Origin of the sequence: Kitasatospora sp. NPDC057965, assembly GCF_042887135.1 — a bacterium.
GTDB lineage: Bacteria > Actinomycetota > Actinomycetes > Streptomycetales > Streptomycetaceae > Kitasatospora.
Genome location: NZ_JBHVPZ010000017.1, coordinates 163,453 through 179,871 on the forward strand (window position 1 = coordinate 163,453; position 16,419 = coordinate 179,871).

The 16,419-nt window shown below is 75.2% G+C and carries 11 protein-coding genes; 4 read left to right on the plus strand and 7 right to left on the minus strand.

Features of this window, described 5'->3' with window-relative positions:
• Positions 1–217 precede the first annotated feature (217 nt).
• The 3 genes from ACFVVU_RS23025 (at position 218) to ACFVVU_RS23035 (ending at position 5,160) form a co-directional block, all read left to right on the plus strand.
• The gene (locus tag ACFVVU_RS23025; RefSeq protein WP_387791905.1) at positions 218–2,962 is read left to right on the plus strand and encodes an ATP-binding protein; all 2,745 of its coding nucleotides are present in this window, start codon (positions 218–220) and stop codon (positions 2,960–2,962) included.
• A gap of 133 nt (positions 2,963–3,095) precedes the next feature.
• Positions 3,096–4,064 carry a helix-turn-helix domain-containing protein gene (locus ACFVVU_RS23030; protein ID WP_387791907.1) on the plus strand — a complete coding sequence of 323 codons (969 nt, stop codon included), beginning with the start codon at positions 3,096–3,098 and terminating at the stop codon, positions 4,062–4,064.
• Positions 4,065–4,149: 85 nt separating this feature from the next.
• A complete protein-coding gene (locus ACFVVU_RS23035; protein ID WP_380687812.1) occupies positions 4,150–5,160 on the plus strand; it encodes an alpha/beta hydrolase in 1,011 nt (336 codons plus the stop codon).
• A 52-nt stretch (positions 5,161–5,212) separates the two neighbouring features.
• Here ACFVVU_RS23035 and ACFVVU_RS23040 read toward each other — a convergent pair whose 3' ends face one another.
• The 7 genes from ACFVVU_RS23040 to ACFVVU_RS23070 form a co-directional block, all read right to left on the minus strand.
• Positions 5,213–5,941: a YoaK family protein gene (locus tag ACFVVU_RS23040; RefSeq protein ID WP_387791909.1), complete on the minus strand. Its 729-nt coding sequence runs from the start codon at positions 5,939–5,941 to the stop codon at positions 5,213–5,215.
• Positions 5,922–6,470 carry a DoxX family protein gene (locus tag ACFVVU_RS23045; RefSeq protein WP_387791911.1) on the minus strand — a complete coding sequence of 183 codons (549 nt, stop codon included), beginning with the start codon at positions 6,468–6,470 and terminating at the stop codon, positions 5,922–5,924. Before ACFVVU_RS23045 ends, ACFVVU_RS23040 begins: the two co-directional genes overlap by 20 nt.
• Positions 6,471–6,585: 115 nt before the next feature.
• A complete protein-coding gene (locus ACFVVU_RS23050; RefSeq protein ID WP_387791939.1) occupies positions 6,586–8,454 on the minus strand; it encodes an amidohydrolase in 1,869 nt (622 codons plus the stop codon).
• A gap of 274 nt (positions 8,455–8,728) precedes the next feature.
• Positions 8,729–10,741 (minus strand): FAD/NAD(P)-binding protein, encoded by a 2,013-nt coding sequence (locus ACFVVU_RS23055; RefSeq protein WP_387791912.1) that lies wholly within the window; start codon positions 10,739–10,741, stop codon positions 8,729–8,731.
• 133 nt (positions 10,742–10,874) lie between these two features.
• Entirely contained in the window at positions 10,875–11,846 is a 972-nt protein-coding gene (locus ACFVVU_RS23060; protein WP_380690404.1) for a quinone oxidoreductase family protein, read from the minus strand.
• Positions 11,843–12,898, minus strand: coding sequence for a DMT family transporter (locus ACFVVU_RS23065; RefSeq protein WP_380715197.1), 1,056 nt, complete (start codon positions 12,896–12,898; stop codon positions 11,843–11,845). The genes ACFVVU_RS23060 and ACFVVU_RS23065 overlap by 4 nt, the downstream gene beginning before the upstream one ends.
• 7 nt (positions 12,899–12,905) lie before the next feature.
• Complete coding sequence (locus ACFVVU_RS23070) at positions 12,906–13,769, minus strand: S-adenosyl-l-methionine hydroxide adenosyltransferase family protein (RefSeq protein WP_380681116.1); 864 nt, start codon at positions 13,767–13,769, stop codon at positions 12,906–12,908.
• 928 nt (positions 13,770–14,697) lie between these two features.
• Here ACFVVU_RS23070 and ACFVVU_RS23075 point away from each other — a divergent pair.
• On the plus strand, positions 14,698–16,341 hold the full coding sequence (locus tag ACFVVU_RS23075) for an alkaline phosphatase D family protein (protein ID WP_380681119.1): 1,644 nt from the start codon (positions 14,698–14,700) through the stop codon (positions 16,339–16,341).
• Positions 16,342–16,419: the final 78 nt, after the last annotated feature.

Here is a 16,419-nt window from a genome sequence, read left to right on the forward strand (position 1 = left end):
GCGGCGGGTCTGCGGGCCGTTGGTCCCGATCGGGGGGAACGACGGTCCCGATGCGTCGGTCCCGTTACCGCGAGTTCATGGCCGGCTTCACCGACCGGGTGCAGACCGTGGCCGGCAGCGAGGACGCCCCCGCGCCCACGGCGGGCCGGAGGGACCCGGACAGGCGATAGCCTGGAGTGCCCCGCGAGGGGGCCGACCGACCTCAGAGGAAAGACGCGTGGCGCACGACAGGCAGGATCCGGCCCTGGTCGGGCGGCAGCGGGAGACCGGGCTGCTCACCGCCGCCCTGGACCGGGCCGGGGCCGGCACGGGCGGCGCCACCGTGCTGCTGCGCGGCGACGCGGGTGTCGGCAAGAGCACCCTGCTGGCCTGGACCGAGCGCGCCGCGCGCGACCGCGGCTTCACCGTGCTGCGCGCCGTCGGCGCCGAGGCCGAGACCGACCTCGCGTTCGGCGCGCTGCACCAGGCCCTCTGGTCGCTGCTCCAGCGCTCCGACGCGCTCTCCGCCCACCAGCGGGACGCCCTGGAGAGCGCGTTCGGCGCCCGCTCCGGCGCCCCGAGCGGGTTCGCCGTCAGCGCCGCCGCCCTCACCCTGCTCGACGAGGCGGTGCGCACCGCCCCGGTCCTGCTGCTCCTGGACGACCTGCACTGGATCGACTCCTCCAGCGCCACCGTCCTCGGCTTCCTGCACCGGCGCTGTGCCGAGCTGCCGCTGGTGATCGCCGGCGCCACCCGCCCGGACGGGGCGGCCACCCGGACCTGGTCGGCCGAGCCCGTCGAGGTCCGGGCGCTGCCCCGGGCGGACGCCGCCGCGCTGCTCGGCACCTGCTTCCCGGAGCTGGCCGGCGGCACCCGCGACCGGGTGCTCGCCGAGGCGGCCGGCAATCCGCTGGCCCTGGTCGAGCTGCCCCGCCAGCTGGCCGCCGCCCAGCAGCGCGGGGTCGCCCCGCTGCCCGAGCGGCTGCCGCTCGGGCGCCGGCTGGAGCGGCTGTTCGCCGAACGGCTGGACGCGATGACCCCGGAGGTCGGCCGCCTGCTGCTGCTCGCCGCCCTGGCCACCGGCCCGGACCTCAGCAGCGGCGTGTGGCTGCGCGCCGTCCCGGACGGCGAGGTGCGGCACATCCTGGAGCGGATCGAGGCGGACGGCCTGGCCCGGCTCGACGCCGCCGGGCAGCTGGTGTTCCGCCATCCGCTGGCCCGCACCGCCGTGGTCTCGGCGGCCTCCGACGCCGCGCGCCGCGAGGCCCACCGGACGCTGGCCGCCACCCTCGCGCCGGACGACCCCGGGCGGCTGGTGCACGAGGCCGCCGCCGCGGTGCTGCCGGACGAGGACCTCGCGGGCCGCCTGGCCGAGGCCGGCCGCGACCTCGCCCGGCGCGGCGGCGACGCCGAGGGCGCGCTGCTGCTCGAACGCGCCGCCGTGCTCAGCCCCGGCTCCGGCGACCGCGTCCGCCGGCTCAGCTGGGCCGCCGTGATGGCCGCCCGCGGCGGGCAGCTGCGGCACACCGCCGCGCTGGTGGAGGAGCTGAAGGCCGGCGCCGTCCCGCCGGACATCGCGCCGGTGTTCGCCTACGCGGTGGTCTACGCCGACCAGAGCCACCACGTCGACTTCGCGTCCTCGGCCGCCCTGCTGCCGGCCGCCCTCGACACCATGACGGCGCCGGGCGCCGACACCTTCGGCGGGCTGGTCGAGCAGGCCTTCTTCAAACTGCTGCTGGCCGCCAGCTACACCGACGACCCCTGGGCCTGGCAGGCGCTGCAGCGTCACCGGGACGCCGTCTCCGAAGTGGGCCGGCTCTGCCTGCGCGCCTGGACGGAACCGGGCCCGGGCGTCGCCGACGCCCTGCTGGCGGTGGCCGGCGACCTCACCGCGGAGCAGGAGGCCGGCGCCGCCTGGCTGCTGCTCTGGACCACCTCGGCCCTCGACTGCCCCGAGGTCGACCTGTGGCAGCGCTTCACCCGGCTGCACGGCTACGCCGGCCAGGGCTCGGTGGCGAAGGCCAAGAGCCACCAGGACTTCCTGCTCGGCGACTGGGACCGGGCCGACGACTGCCTGCGCGAGGCGGAGATCGCCGAGGAACTCGGCTACCGCACCAACGCCCTGCTGTTCCGCCAGTACCACGCCGCCTTCCTGGCCGGGCGCGGCGACGAGGCCGGGCTGGACACCGTCGAGCGGGCCGTGCGGCCGACCGCCGTCCGGGCCCGGATGCGCTTCGTGCTCGACCGCCTGACCCATCTGCGCGGGCTGGCCGCGCTCGCCCACCAGCGCCACGAGGAGGCGTACGGGCACTTCTGCGCGCTCCTCCCGCCGGGGCGGCCGGCGGGCTCCCCGCCCCGGCACCACGCGCTGGTGTTCGACCTGGTGGCCGCCGCCGTGCACGCCGGCCGGCGCGAGGAGGCGCTCGCCCACCTCGCGGCCGTCCGGCGGGCCCGCTCCGCGGAGATCTCCGGCCGGCACGCCTTCCTGGTCGCGGCCGCCACCGCGGTGGCCGCCGAGGACGAGGACGCCGACGACGCCTACCGCGCCGCCTACGAGGTGCCGGGCGCCGAGCGGTGGGCCTTCGACCTCGCCCGGCTGCGGCTCGCCCACGGCTCCTGGCTGCGCCGCCGCCACCGGCCGGGGGCGCGGGAGGTGCTGCGCACGGCCCACCACGTGTTCCGCCGGCTGGAGGCCGCGCCCTGGGCGGCGCAGTGCGAGGAGGAGCTGCGGGCGGCGGGCGACGCGCTGGTCCCGCCGCAGCGCGGACCGTCCGAGGCCCCGTCGGTGCCGGCCCTGCTGACCGGCCAGGAGCTGCGGATCGCCCGGCTGGCCGCGACCGGCCTGACCAACAAGGAGATCGGCCAGCGGCTGCGGCTGTCGCCGCGCACGGTCGCGGCGCACCTCTACAAGATCTTCCCCAAGCTCGGGATCACCTCCCGCGCCGCGCTCGCCCACGCCCTCGGCCACCCGGCCGCCCGCTGACCCGACCGCCGTCCGTCCCACCTGCCCGTCCCGTCTTCAGGACGACAGTCAGATGACCTAACGCGTCGCCTGCCCTTCCGGTCAGGCTGATCGTGCAGGGATTCCGACGGAAGGCGATCAGATGGGCGTGCGGGTGACGACCACCTCGGTCCCGGACGGCGAGAAGGCGGCGTACCTGGGCGGGGCCCTGTCGCGGACCCTGGTACCGCTCGAACTGCGCCCGCTCACCGGGCGGCCGTTCGACGGGCTGCTGGTCTCGCACCGGCTCGGCCACGTGCGGGTCTCCACCCTGGAGGCGGACGCCGCCCGCTTCTCCCGCACGGCGGCCCTGATCGCCCGGGCGCCGCGCAGCGAACCGCAGGTCGGCGTCGGCGTGCAGGTCTCCGGCCGGGCCGTGCTGGTGCAGGACGGCCGCCGGGCCGAGGTGGCGGCCGGCGGGCTCGTGCTGTACGACACGGCCCGCCCGTACGCCTTCGACTACCCGGAGCGCTTCCGCACCCACCTGTTCCACCTGCCGCGCCGGCTGCTGGGCGTGCCGGAGCAGGACCTGCGGCGGGCGTCGGCGACGGCCGTCGGCCCGGCGGACGGGTGCGGACCGGTGCTGCTGCCGTTCCTGGACGGCCTGGCCGCCTCCGCGCACTGCTACCCCGCGCCGGTCGGCGACCGGCTGGCCGGCAGCCTCGCCGACCTGCTGAGCGCGCTGGTCGCCCAACTCACCCTGAGCCGGGCGGCGGACGGGCAGGACACCCCCAACGCGCAGCTGGTCCGCCGGGTGCGCCGGTACATCGACCGGCACCTGGGCGACCCCGAGCTCGGGCCCGAGCCGATCGCCCAGGCGCACCACATCTCCGTCCGCTACCTGCACCGGCTGTTCGAGGGCGAAGGGGTGACGGTGGGCAAGCTCGTCCAGCAGCGCCGACTGGAGGAGTGCGCCCGCGAGCTGGCCCGGCGCGGCCGCACCGCGCCGACGGTCTCGGCGGTCGCCCAGCGCTGGGGGTTCGTCAATCCGGCGCACTTCAGCCGGGCCTTCCGCGCCGCCTACGGGGTGCCGCCGCGGGACTGGCGCGGTGGGCGCGGGGCGGCAGCGGACCTGTCCGGCTGACGGACCCGCCCGGCCGACGGGCCGGCGCGCCCACCGGACCGCGGCCCCGCAGCCGCACGACCGACCGAAAGCCAGGAGCGAAGAGTTGCCCGACCCCATCCCCTTCCCCGACCACGGACCGGTGCTCGACCGGGCGCTCCAGGAGTTCCTGGCCGCCCGGGCGGCCGACCGGCCCGCGGCGGAACCGCCGGACCTCTTCACGCCGCCGCCCGCCGACGCGCCCGCGGCGGGTCCCGCCGACGGGACCGATCCGGAGGATCCGGACGACCCGGGCGCCACCACCACGGAGTGGCTCGCGCTGCCCTGCGGTCCCACCGGGCGGGTGTCCGTCCAGGTGGCCAGGCCGGCCGGCGCCACCGAGCCGTGCCCCGTGGTCCTGTTCCTGCCCGGCCTCGGCTGGTCGCCCGGCGACGCCACCGGCCACCGCCGACTGGTCCGGGAGCTCGCCCTGGGCACCGACGCCGCCGTGGTCTACGTCGACTACGCGCGGGCGCCCGGCGCGCGCTACCCGGTGGCGATCGAGCAGTGCTACGGCGTCCTGCGGTGGATCCGGGAGCACGGCCACGAGATCGGGCTGGCGGGGGAGCGGGTCGCGGCCGTCGGCGACTCGGCGGGCGCCAACCTGGTGGCCGCCCTGACCCTGCTGGCCGGCGAGCGCGGGGACGTCCGGCTGGTCCAGCAGGTACTGGTCTGCCCGGTCACCGACGCCGACTTCGACACCCCGTCCTACCACCGCTTCGCCGAGGGCTACTTCCTGCACCGCGACCACATGCGCCGCTACTGGGACGCCTACCTGCCCGACGAGCGGCGGCGCCGGGAGGCGACCGCCGCGCCGCTGCGCGCCACCCTGGAGCAGCTCGCCGGGCTGCCCCCGGCCCTGGTGGTCACCGCCGAGGCCGACGTCCTGCGCGACGAGGGCGAGGCCTACGCGGCCCGGCTCCGGGCGGCCGGCGTCCCGGTGGTGGCGACCCGCTACCAGGGGACGGTGCACGGCTTCCTGCTGCTGGCCGGGAGCTGCCCGACCGGCACCGCGCGGGCCGCGATGATCCAGATCGTCGACACCGTGCACGTAGCCCTGCACCGCCGCCCCTGGTGAGGAGCGGCGGTGCGGGGCCGGCCCCTGGAGAGGGCCTCATCGGGCGCGCCGCTCAGGAGATCGGCGGGGCCCAGTGGGTGTCCGCGGCCGAGAGCCGGCGGGCGACGACGGCGGTGGCCAGCACCAGCAGGGCGGCCAGGGCCAGCGCGACGGTCAGCCGCCCGTGCAGGACCAGCACCGCGCCCACCAGGCCGCCGACCAGCATCGCCAGCGCCGACAGGATCCGGCGGCCCGGGCGGGGCCCGGCACCGCCGGCCGCCGGGGAGTCGGCGGCCAGGCCGGTCAGGGTGAGGGTGAGCACGGTGGTGGTGAGGTCGGGCACACCGAGCCGGCGGGCCGCCGCGTTCTGCAGACCCATGGCCAGGCCCAGCAGCACGATCAGCGGGTACTGGGCGTCGTCGCCGCCGACGACCGCGGCGGTGACGGCCGCCGCGGCCATGAGGACGGTCTGGACGCCGCCGGCCAGGGCCAGCAGCCGGCCGCGGTGGGCCGCCGACCGTCCGGCCAGCCGCCCGCCGGCGAGCGCACCCGCCAGGAAGGCCGCCAGCGAGACGAGCGAGGCGGTGGCGGACAGGCCCGGGGCGCCCGCGAGGGCGAACCCCAGGAAGACCACGTTGCCGGTCATGTTCGCCACGAACACGTGTCCCAGGGCGAGGTAGCTCACCGCGTCGACCACGCCGGTGGCGACCGTCAGCAGCAGCATCAGCGGCGGCAGCGGCCCGTGCCGGTCGGAACGCGGCGGGGCGAGCGTCCGCAGGGCGTCAGTCAGCAGCGCGCGCACCGGCCGCCGCTCCCGCCGTCGCTCCCGCCGACGGGTCCGCCGACGGGTCCGTGCGGTGCAGGACGGCCCGCGTGAGCAGGCCGCTGACCGGGCCGAACACGGCGGCGGGGATCACCAGCCAGAGCGGCCAGGAGGTCAGGCCGACGGCGTGGTCGACCGAGAGGCGCCCGGCGCCGGTGAGCGCCAGCGAGCCGGTGACCGCCACCAGTACCAGCGGGTACTCGTAGCCGTCGTTCTGCACCCAGAGCCCGTGCGGCACCTTGACGGTGATCGCCACCGTCATCACGCCCATGGCGACCATGGCCGCCAGCGGGGTGAGCGCGCCCAGGGCCAGGAACAGGCCCGAGCCGATCTGCCCGGCCCCGGCGGCGAGCGCGGTGAGCGTCCCGCCCCGGAAGCCGTCGTGCTCGAACTCCGCGGTCCCGCCGGAGAGGCCGTTGCCGCCGAGGTGGTGGCTCACCTTCTGCACGCCGTGTCCGGCGATGAGCAGGCCCACCACCACCCGGATGATGAGTAGTCCGGTATCCATCGTGTCCCGTTCCTGTCCCTGGTCCTGTTTCTGTTCCCGGCCCCGTTGTCCCGGTTCTCCCGGCTGTCCCGGTCGTCCCGGTCGTCCCGGCCGACCGTGTTCGCCCGCCGAGGGCTCAGAGCACGAAGCACGGGTCGAACGGCAGCTCCCGCTCGACGGTGTGGCCGCGGGCGACGCGCCAGGTGCGCTGCAGCTCGGACTCGGCGACGACCTCGCCGAGCAGCTCCGCCTGACGGGCGCCGGTGGACTGGTAGCCGCCGAAGCGGGCGACCGGGCTCCACCCGGGGCTGATCGGCGGGAGTTCCTCGTCGAGGCCCTCGTACTCGGCTGCGGCGTGCACGATCCGGCCGCCGACCACGGTCAGCAGGGACTCGATGTCCGGGATCTCGTGCTCGGGCACGGTGAAGAAGTCGTCGGACAGCACCGCGAGGTCGCCGTAGCAGCCGGGCCGCAGCACGCCCTTGACGTCCTGCTCGCCGGTGAGGGCCGCGCCCGCGGTGGTGTACATCGCGAGCGCCGTCGCCCGGTCCACCCGGTTCTGCGCCGGGCGCATCGCCAGGCCGCCGACCGTGCGGCCGGAGACCAGCCAGTGCAGGGCGACCCACGGGTTGTAGGAGGAGACCCGGGTGGCGTCGGTGCCGGCGGCGACGTTCAGGCCGCGGTCCAGCATCGCGCGGATCGGCGGGGCCTCGGCGGCGGCGCCGGCGCCGTAGCGGCGGGTGAACGTCTCGCCCTGGAAGGAGAGGCGGTTCTGCACGGAGAGCGCGCCGCCGAGCCGGGCGATCCGGTCCAGGCTCTCCCGGGACACGGTCTCCGCGTGGTCGAACAGCCAGCGGTTGCCCTGCGGGAAGAGGCCCTCGGCGGCGAGCTTCTCGAAGACGGTGAGGTCGCGCCGGATGGTCTCGTCGTAGGTGGCGTGCAGCCGGAAGCCCCAGCCGTTCTCCATGAGCAGCCGGACGGCCTTCTCGAACTCGGCCTCGTAGGAGCCGAGTTCGGGGCGGGGCTCGGCGAAGTTCTCGAAGTCGGCGGCGGCCCAGGTGAGGTTCTCGCCGGCGCCGTTGAGGCGCAGCCACTCGTCGCCGTCCTCCGGGCGGACCGTGTCGATCCAGCGCTTGAGGTCGTCCAGCTCCTGCCCGCCGGTCTGCGGGAACAGGTGGTAGGCGATGCGCAGCGAGAGCAGGCCCTCCCGGGCGAGCTCGGTCACCGTCGCGTAGTTCTCCGGGAAGTTCTGGAAGCCGCCGGCGGCGTCGATCGCGGAGGTCAGGCCGAAGCGGTTCAGCTCGCGCAGGAAGTGCCGGGTGGAGGCCTTGCGGTCCTCCGGCGGCAGGGCGGGGGCCTTGGCCAGGGTGGAGTAGAGGACCAGGGCGCTGGGGGCGGCCAGCAGCATGCCGTTGGGCTCGCCGTTGCGGCCCCGGACGATCTGGCCGCCCTTGGGGTCGGGGGTGGTCGCGTCGTAGCCGACGGCCTTCAGCGCGGCGCGGTTGAGGATCGCCGACTGGTAGAGGTGCAGCACGAACACCGGGGTGTCCGGCGCGGCCTCGTTCAGCTCGGCGGGGGTCGGCAGCCGGCGCTCGGCGAACTGCTCGGCCGACCAGCCGCCGACCACGCGCACCCACTGGCCCTCGGGCGTGCGGGCGGCCTGCTCGCGCAGCATCGCCAGCGCCTGGCGCAGCGAGCGCACGCCGTCCCAGCGCAGCTCCAGCACGTAGCTGAGGCCGCCCCGGATGACGTGCAGGTGCGCGTCGTTGAGGCCGGGCACGACGCGCCGGCCGAGCGCGTCCACCACGGTGGTGGACGGTCCGACGAACGGGGCGACGTCGGCGTCGTCCCCGACTGCGGTGATCACACCGTTCCGGATGGCGAGGGCGCCGGCCTGCGGGCGGCGGGCGTCCCCGGTGTGGATCCTGGCGTTGCGGACGACGACGTCGGCGGCGTTCCCGGCGACGTCCTCCTCCGAGCGGGGGACGATCCCGCCGACCGGCATGACAGACACCTTGAAAGCCTCCTGTGCTGGGGAACGACCGCCGCCCGGCGCGGGCGGCGGAGAGGGGTGCGGCGGCCGAACGGGCCCGGGGGCCGGGCCCGTTCCTCCCACCGACGCTGAGACGTTAGTTCGGTGGCCCGGTGCCGAATTGGCCCACAGCGCACGGCCGCCGTCCCGCCAGCGCACCCCCCGTTCCCGGTGTCCGGTGGGCACGGGAGAAGCCCCGGCCCCTCCGTCCGGCGGGACGGAGGGGCCGGGGCGACGATGGCCGGCGTCAGCCGGGGTGCACGGGCGTGCGCGGGGCGGGGCGGCGCGGGGCGGGGACCACGGCGACGGCCGGGCGCAGCGGGCGCAGCGCGAGGACGGCGCGCGCGATGGCGTCGGAGTCGCCCAGCGTCACCGAGTTGACGCCGGGCCGGATGCCGGCTGCGGTGACCCAGTGCACCGCCTCGGTGGGGACACCGTAGGCGAAGCGGCGCGGGTGCGCCCGCCCCTTCGCGTCGAGCAGGTGGTACGGCCGCTCGCTGACCGCCAGCCCGCCCGTCTCGTACCCGGGTCCGGCCGCGTCGGGGATCCGGTAGACGCCGGCCTGGCCGTCGTCCAGCAGGCCGCGCAGCAGGCGGTCGCCGGTGCGCCGCAGGTCGGGTTCGGGCAGCCGGGCCTCGACGAGGACGGCGGCGCGCAGCGGTGGTGCGTCGATCGCGGGCGAGTGGGCGGTGAAGGCGGGCGGGGTGCCGCGCGGGTCGAGGGCGATCCGGACGTCCGGGCCGAGCAGGTCGACCACCCCGGCCTCGATCAGGGCGCGCAGCTCGTCGATCCGGGAGGCCGGCGGGCCGATCGAGAGGAAGGCGTTCAGCGGGGTGTACCAGGACTCCAGGTCGTCGCGGTAGGAGGAGCCCTCGATGCCACCGTGGTCGACGGCCAGCCGGATCTCGTTGCGCAGGTCGCGCAGCACGTCCAGGGCGGCCTTGAGCGGGCCGCTGAGGTTGCCGGCCCGGGCCTCGCGCACGTCGCGCTCCAGGCGCTCGACGATCCAGGCGCGGTGCTCGGCGCGGGAGGCGAAGCGCAGGCCCGCGTACGGGTGGGCGAGCGTGTGCCAGTCCCAGCGCTGCGCGGTGGGGATCCCGTGGCGGTCGAGCAGCGCGGCGGTGCGGGCGGGTCCGGCGGCGGCCAGGTACTCCTCGGCGAGCCGCTCGCCGTCCTCCGGGCGGCCGGCGGCGGCGAGCAGGGTGGCGTAGTAGACGGCCTCGACCTCGCGGGCGACCAGCGGCCACAGGTCGCGGGCGAAGCGCACCGGCTTGCCGGCGGCGGCGCGTTCGCGCAGCCGGGCCGCGTGGGCCTCGGTGAGCAGCCGGGGGTGGTGGCGGCCGTGCGGGCCCTTCTCGTTCTCGCCGCGCGCGTGGTACGGGACGCCGCGCCGCGAGCCGGCCAGGATCAGCGGTTCCTGCCCGGAGGGGTGGTAGACGAGCCGGCCGTCGCGCTCGGCGAACCGGCCGCCGCGGCCGCGGGTGAGCAGGGCGAGGTGGTCGAAGAAGTTGAGGCCCAGGCCGCGGAACAGGACCGGGCGGCCGGGCACCAGGGCGGCGAGGTCGAGGTCGGCCGGGTTGGCCGGCGGCAGGTGGACGAGGCCGTGGGCGGCGGCGGCCCGGGTCAGGGCGCGTTCCGCGCCGGTGGGGCCGGTCGCCAGGTGGCCGAGGGCCAGCACCACCGCGTCCAGGTCGGCGATCCGGCGGCCGTTGGCGAGGCTCAGCACCTGGGCGGCGCCGGGCACCGGGTCGGCGTCGGTCAGCCGGACGGCGCGGGTGCGGTGCTCGACGATCCGGCAGTGCGCCGGGGCGCCGGCGCGTATGCGGCGGTGGACGTCGCGCAGGTAGCGGCCGTAGAAGGCGCGGGTCGGGTAGGCGTCGGGGGTGAGCGCGCGAGCCTCGGCCCGCACCTGCTCGTCGTACTCGCCCGGAGCGCCCTGCGGGACGGCGGACTTGGCCCAGGCGTAGAGGCTGGGGCCCTCCTCGACCGGGCCGTCGATCGCGACGCTCGGGTCGGTGTAGGCGGTGACCTGCGAGGCCACGGTGTTCATCAGCAGCAGCCGGGACTGGTTGGTGCGCCAGACCCGGCCGGCGCCGGGCGGGTAGGGGTCGACGAGGTGGACGGTGAGGGCGGCGGCCGACGGGCGGGAGCGCTCGTTGGCCAGCAGGCGTTCGAGGACGGACAGGCCGCGCGGGCCGGCGCCGACCACGGCGATCCGGCGGTGGCGGGCGGCGGTCGGGCCGGGGGAGTGGGGAGCCATGGGTGAGTGTCCTCCCGTGCTTGGGGCCGTTCGGACTGGTTGTCGGGGCAGGTGACGCCCCGCCGGACGCGGGCGGCGTCCGGCGGGGCGTCGGTCTCGGTGTCTGCTGGTGCTTACGGGTGCCTGCGGGTGCCTACGGGTGGCGCAGCAGGATCTTGCCGAGGCTCTCCCGGCGCTCCAGCCGGGCGTGCGCGGCGGGGGCGTCGGCGAAGTCGAAGGTGCGGTCGATCCGGGCCCGCAGGGTGCCGTCGAGGAGTCCGGCGAAGAGGTCGCCGGTGCGGGCGGTGAAGTCCTCGCGGGTGAGCACGTGGTGGGTGAGGCTGGGCCAGGTGAGCTTCAGCGAGCCCTTCTGCACCAGCGTGAACGGGTCGATCGGGTCGGGCGTGCCGCTGGCCCGGCCGTAGACGACGAGGGTGCCGCGCGGGCGCAGCGAGTCGAGGCCGTCGAGGAAGGTGTCCTTGCCGACCGAGTCGTAGACCGCGTCGGCGCCCGCGCCGTCGGTGATCCGGTGGACGGCCTCGCGGAAGTTCTCCCGGTCGTAGCGCACGACGTGGTCGGCGCCGAGCTCGGTGACCAGCGCGGCCTTCTCGTCGGTGGAGACGGTGCCGATGACGTGCGCCCCGGCGCGCTTGGCGAACTGGACCAGGAACTGCCCGACCCCGCCGGCGGCGGCGTGCACCACGACCACCTGGCCCTTGGCGATCGGGTGCGAGTCGTGCGCGAGGTAGTGCGCGGTGAGCCCCTGGAGCATCGCGGCGGCGGCCGTCCCGGAGTCGAGGCCGTCCGGCACAGTGGTTGCCAGCCGCACCGGGACGGTGACGAACTCGGCGTAGGCGCCGGGGAGTTCGCCGTAGGCGACGCGGTCGCCGACGGACAGCTCGGTGACGCCGGGGCCGACGGCGTCGACCGTGCCGACGGCGTCCATGCCCGGGACGAACGGCAGGGCGACGGGGAAGACGCCCTGGCGGTGGTAGACGTCGACGTAGTTGACGCCGATGACCTCGGTGCGGATGCGGATCTCACCGGCGGCGGGCTCGGTCACCGGGACGTCGTCGACCCGGAGCTGCTCGGGGCCGCCGGGGGCGTGGACGCGGATCGCCTTCATGGGGTGGTACCTCGGCTGTTCTGGTAGGCGGGTCGGGTGGGAACGGGCGACGGCGGGTCGCCGTCGCCCGGGTCGTGGGCCGGCCGGGACGCCGGTGCGGGGGTGGCGGCCGGTGCGGGCGTGGTCGCCGGTCCGGAGGCGGTCGCGGGCGTGGTCGCCGGTGCGGGGGCGCGGGTCGGTGCGGGCCGGTTGGCGAGCAGTCCGCCGCCGATCATCAGCACCCCGCCCACCAGCTGCAGCGGCGTCGGCGCGAGCCCGAGCGCCAGCAGGGCGACGAGCACCGTGAACGCCGGCTCCAGTTGCAGCACGCTCGCCGTCTCCCAGGGGCGCAGCCGCTCCAGCGCCAGGTGCAGGGTGACGTAGGCGAGGCAGAAGTTGGTGACGGCGAGCAGGAGCTGGAGCCCGAGCGTGCCCGCCGTCGGGTGCCAGCGCAGCGGTCCGGGGGTGAGCAGCAGGACCGGCAGCAGCACCACCGCCGCCGGGACCAGCCGCCACAGTGCCAGTTGCAGCGCCGGCACCTTGGCCATCAGCGTCTTGGCGGGCAGGAAGGCGAGACCGGCCAGCACCGCGCCCGCCAGCACCAGCAGGTCGCCGGTGCCGACGGAGGTGAAGCCCGCGCCGGGGTCGCGCAGCACCACCAGCACCCCGCCGGCCAGGGTGACCGCGAGCCCGGCCGACTGCCACCCGCGCAGCCGGTCGCCGAGCAGCAGCACGGAGGCCAGGACGGCCGTCGGGCCCTGGAGCTGGATGAGGAATCCGCCGTTGACCGGGCTGGTCCGGCTCAGTCCGCTGATCACCAGGGCCAGCGAGAGGCCGGTGCCGACCACCGAGACGAAGCCCAGCCGGATCCAGTCCCGCCCGGTCAGGCCGCGCGGGACCAGCGGTCGGCGCCGTACCGCCAGCTGGGTGGCCAGCAGCACGGCGCCGATCGACAGGTTGAGCCCGGTGGTGAGCAGCGGGTCGATCTCGCGGGTGACCCGGTTGGCCAGCACGGCGCCGGCGCCGAAGAAGGCGGCGGTCAGCAGCGCGAATGCGTACCCCTGCGCGCGCACGGTGGGATCAGCGCACCTTCACGCGGACCGCGTGCCCGCGCTCCACCCCGTACCGGGCGGCGAAGTCGCCCTGGTTGAGGGCGAGTCCGAGCTGGTCGCGGCTGGCGATGTAGGCGAGCGGCTCGCCCTCGCCGGTCTCGCCGAAGGTGCGGCGCAGCGGGGTGGTGAGCCGGGTGCCGCCGATCTCGATCTCCAGCTCGGTGTCGAAGTCGATGCCGCGGGTGTCCAGGAATTCCCGGGTGATGCTCGTCCAGACGTTCCCGTAGTTCTTGTCGAGAATCGCCACCTCGCCGATTATCCAGTCGCCCTCGACGACCGGTTCGGCGATCTCCAGAAGGGTGATCCCGGCGGCGTCGATTTCCTCGCCGATCTCGCTGAACGGTACTCCGTTGGCGATGTGCGCGGCGGCCGAAATGACGATGTCGCGCCCGTAGAACGTCGGGTCTATGACGGGTCGGCGAACCTTCTCGGCGGTGATCCGGCGGACCTCGGCGACGCCCGCCTCCTTGACGATCCGGGTGAGCAGTCCGTTGTCGGGGGCGAAGTAGGTGTGCCCCTGGGGCGTGCGCACCCCGATCGCGTTGTCCTGGACGCCGGTGTGCGGGAAGGTGACGCAGGCGAAGACCGCCTCGGGCGGGAAGTAGCGGAACGAGTCGCGGATGTACAGGCCGGCCTCGTAGATGTCGAACGGCGTGACGTCGTGCGTGACGTCGACGATGTTGGCGTGCGGGGCGATGCTGAGCACCATGCCCTTGCAGATGCCGACGGCGTCGTCGACGAGCCCGAAGTCGGTGAGCAGCCCGACGATCGGCCGCGGCGTGAGCAGGCCGGGGCCGACGGGGGTGGCGGGGGAGCTGGCGGAAGCGGACATGCTGAACCCTTTCAGGATTACCGAAACGGGGTGGCTTGCATGGCTGTCCAGGATTTCCGACGGTGAATCACCCGGGTAAAGGGCGGTTCAAGCGGCGCGAGATTGAAGCGAGGCTAGCACCCGGTCGGCGGCGAAGAAAGCGTGGGCTGTTTCGGCTGTATGAAGTCGTTCTGAAGAAACGGAACGATACCGGCCGTTTGCCGGAATATCGGTGGCCCGGAAATGTGTCCGCCCGGGGATTTCACCGGGCGGAAGCGTGCCGGAGCGGTCGGGGCCGGTTCGGCGGAACCGCCGAACCCCGTTGGTGAGTCAGGTCCATGACGGTCCGTCGGCCCGTGGTGCCCGATTTGCGGCCGGGTGCCGCGGCGTGATTGGCTGCGGCTCGTTCGCGGTCGTGATCACGTTCGGGGTTCCCGCCGAACTCGCCTTCCGCTCAAGGTGGTTGCCCTGACACGCCGGTCGGGGAGCGCTACGGTGGGCGGGCGTGCTCGCGGTGTTCCGGGGCGCTTTCGAGCGCTGGTCACCGGAGCCCGATCGAAGACCTGCTGGTCGGCGTCCGCACAGGCCGGGAGGCCGTGTTCGCGGACGGCCACCCGCTCGCGGTGGAGGGACGGGCGGCGCCCGCCCATCCGCGAGCGGGCGGGGCCGGCAGGCCGAGTGGGGCGGGCGGGTCCGCGCCGGCCGCCCCATTCGGTTACGGGCGCCGTGCCGGCCCGTCGGTGCGGCGGCGCCCACGGTCCGACGGCCCGTCGGTGGTGAGGGGGCATTATCGTCCGATTGCCCGATTCGGCTGCTGTCATCACCTGATGATCACTTCTGCGCAGGGGCCGCGACGCTCGCCGTACCGCGGGGTCCACTCCAATACCCTCCGTACACAGCCGGTGTCACCCGCCGGTCATGCCCAGCGTACGGAAGGCAGTCCAGACCCATGGCTCGCACAGACGACCAGGCCTCGCACGACCAGCAGTTCCGGGAGGCCGCGACCCGGCTGGGGATCGGCCGCCGCCGCTTCCTGACCGTCACCTCGGCCGCCGCCGCGCTGGCGTTCACCACCAACCTGCCGAGCGCCCACGCCGCCGACGCCGAGATCGCGCCCCGCGCGCTGACCGAGAACCCGTTCACCCTCGGCGTCGCCTCCGGTGACCCGCTCAGCGACGCCGTCGTGCTCTGGACCCGTCTGGCCCCTCGCCCGCTGGAGCCCGGCAACGGCCTGCCGCCCACCGGTGTGGTCAAGGTCGACTGGGAGATCGCCCGCGACGAGGCCTTCCGCAAGGTCGCCCGGCGCGGCACCGCCAAGGCCTACGCCGAGTTCAACTACGCCGTGCACGTCGACGTCGACGGCCTCGACGCGGACCGCGTCCACTGGTACCGCTTCAAGGTCGGCAGCTGGGTCAGCCCGGTCGGCCGCACCCGCACCTCACCGGCGCGCGGCCGGAAGATCGACGAGGTCCGCTTCGGCCTGGTCTCCTGCCAGGCCTACGAGGACGGCTACTTCACCGCCTACAAGCACCTGGCGAACGAGGACCTGGACGCCGTCTTCCACGTCGGCGACTACATCTACGAGTACGGCATCGACGCCGTCGGCGGCGACCGCAAGTACACCGACCGCACCCTGCCGGCGCTGTTCAACCACGAGACCACCAACCTGGAGGACTACCGCCTGCGGTACGCCCTCTACAAGCTCGACCCCGACCTGCAGGCCGCGCACGCCGCGCACGCCTGGTACGTCACCTGGGACGACCACGAGGTCGAGAACAACTACGCCGCGGGCATCCCCGAGAAGAACCAGTCGGTGGAGGCCTTCGTCGCCCGCCGCGCCGCCGCCACCCGCGCGTACTGGGAGAACATGCCGCTGCGCATGCCCAAGCCCGACGCCACCGACCTCAAGCTGTACCGCCGCCACCACTACGGCAAGCTGGCGCAGTTCGACATCCTCGACACCCGCCAGTACCGCTCCGACCAGGCCAACGGCGACGGCTGGCAGTTCCCCACCCCGGAGTCGGAGGACCCGACCCGCACCCTGATGGGCGCCACCCAGGAGCGCTGGCTGCTGGACGGCTTCCGCAAGTCCAAGGCGGTGTGGAACGTCGTCCCGCAGCAGGTGGTCTTCTCCCGCCGGAAGAACACCACCGCGGCGACCTCCAAGCTGTCCATGGACGCCTGGGACGGCTACCCGGCCGCCCGTGAGCGGCTGCTGGCCGGCGTCGAGGACATCGGCGTCGAGAACCTCGTCATCCTCACCGGTGACGTGCACGTTGCCTACGCGATGGACGTCAAGCGCAACTTCGACGACCCGAACTCGCGGACCGTCGGCGTCGAGATCGTCGGCACCTCGATCGCCAGCGACGGCGACGGCGAGGAGCACCCGGGCAACTGGGGCACCCTGACGGCGGCCAACCCGCACATGAAGTTCTACGACGGGCGGCGCGGCTACACCACGATCACGCTCGACGAGGAGCACGCGCGGGCCGACTACCGGGTGATCTCGCACATCACCCGCCCGGGCGGCACCGTCAGCACCGCCGCCTCCTTCGTCACCGAGGCCTACAACCCGGGCATGCAGCGCGTCTGACGCTCCGCCCCGATCACCGGCCCGGTCGTACCGTTCCCCGATGCGGTACGCCCGGGCCGGCTCCATGCCCGCCCCATG

Coding starts and splice junctions, on each gene's coding strand:
- ACFVVU_RS23045 (WP_387791911.1), bottom strand. CDS start 6,470: ATGGATACCGGACTACTCATCATCCGGGTGGTGGTGGGCCTGCTCATC.
- ACFVVU_RS23050 (WP_387791939.1), bottom strand. CDS start 8,454: ATGCCGGTCGGCGGGATCGTCCCCCGCTCGGAGGAGGACGTCGCCGGG.
- ACFVVU_RS23055 (WP_387791912.1), bottom strand. CDS start 10,741: ATGGCTCCCCACTCCCCCGGCCCGACCGCCGCCCGCCACCGCCGGATC.
- ACFVVU_RS23060 (WP_380690404.1), bottom strand. CDS start 11,846: ATGAAGGCGATCCGCGTCCACGCCCCCGGCGGCCCCGAGCAGCTCCGG.
- ACFVVU_RS23070 (WP_380681116.1), bottom strand. CDS start 13,769: ATGTCCGCTTCCGCCAGCTCCCCCGCCACCCCCGTCGGCCCCGGCCTG.
- ACFVVU_RS23075 (WP_380681119.1), top strand. CDS start 14,698: ATGGCTCGCACAGACGACCAGGCCTCGCACGACCAGCAGTTCCGGGAG.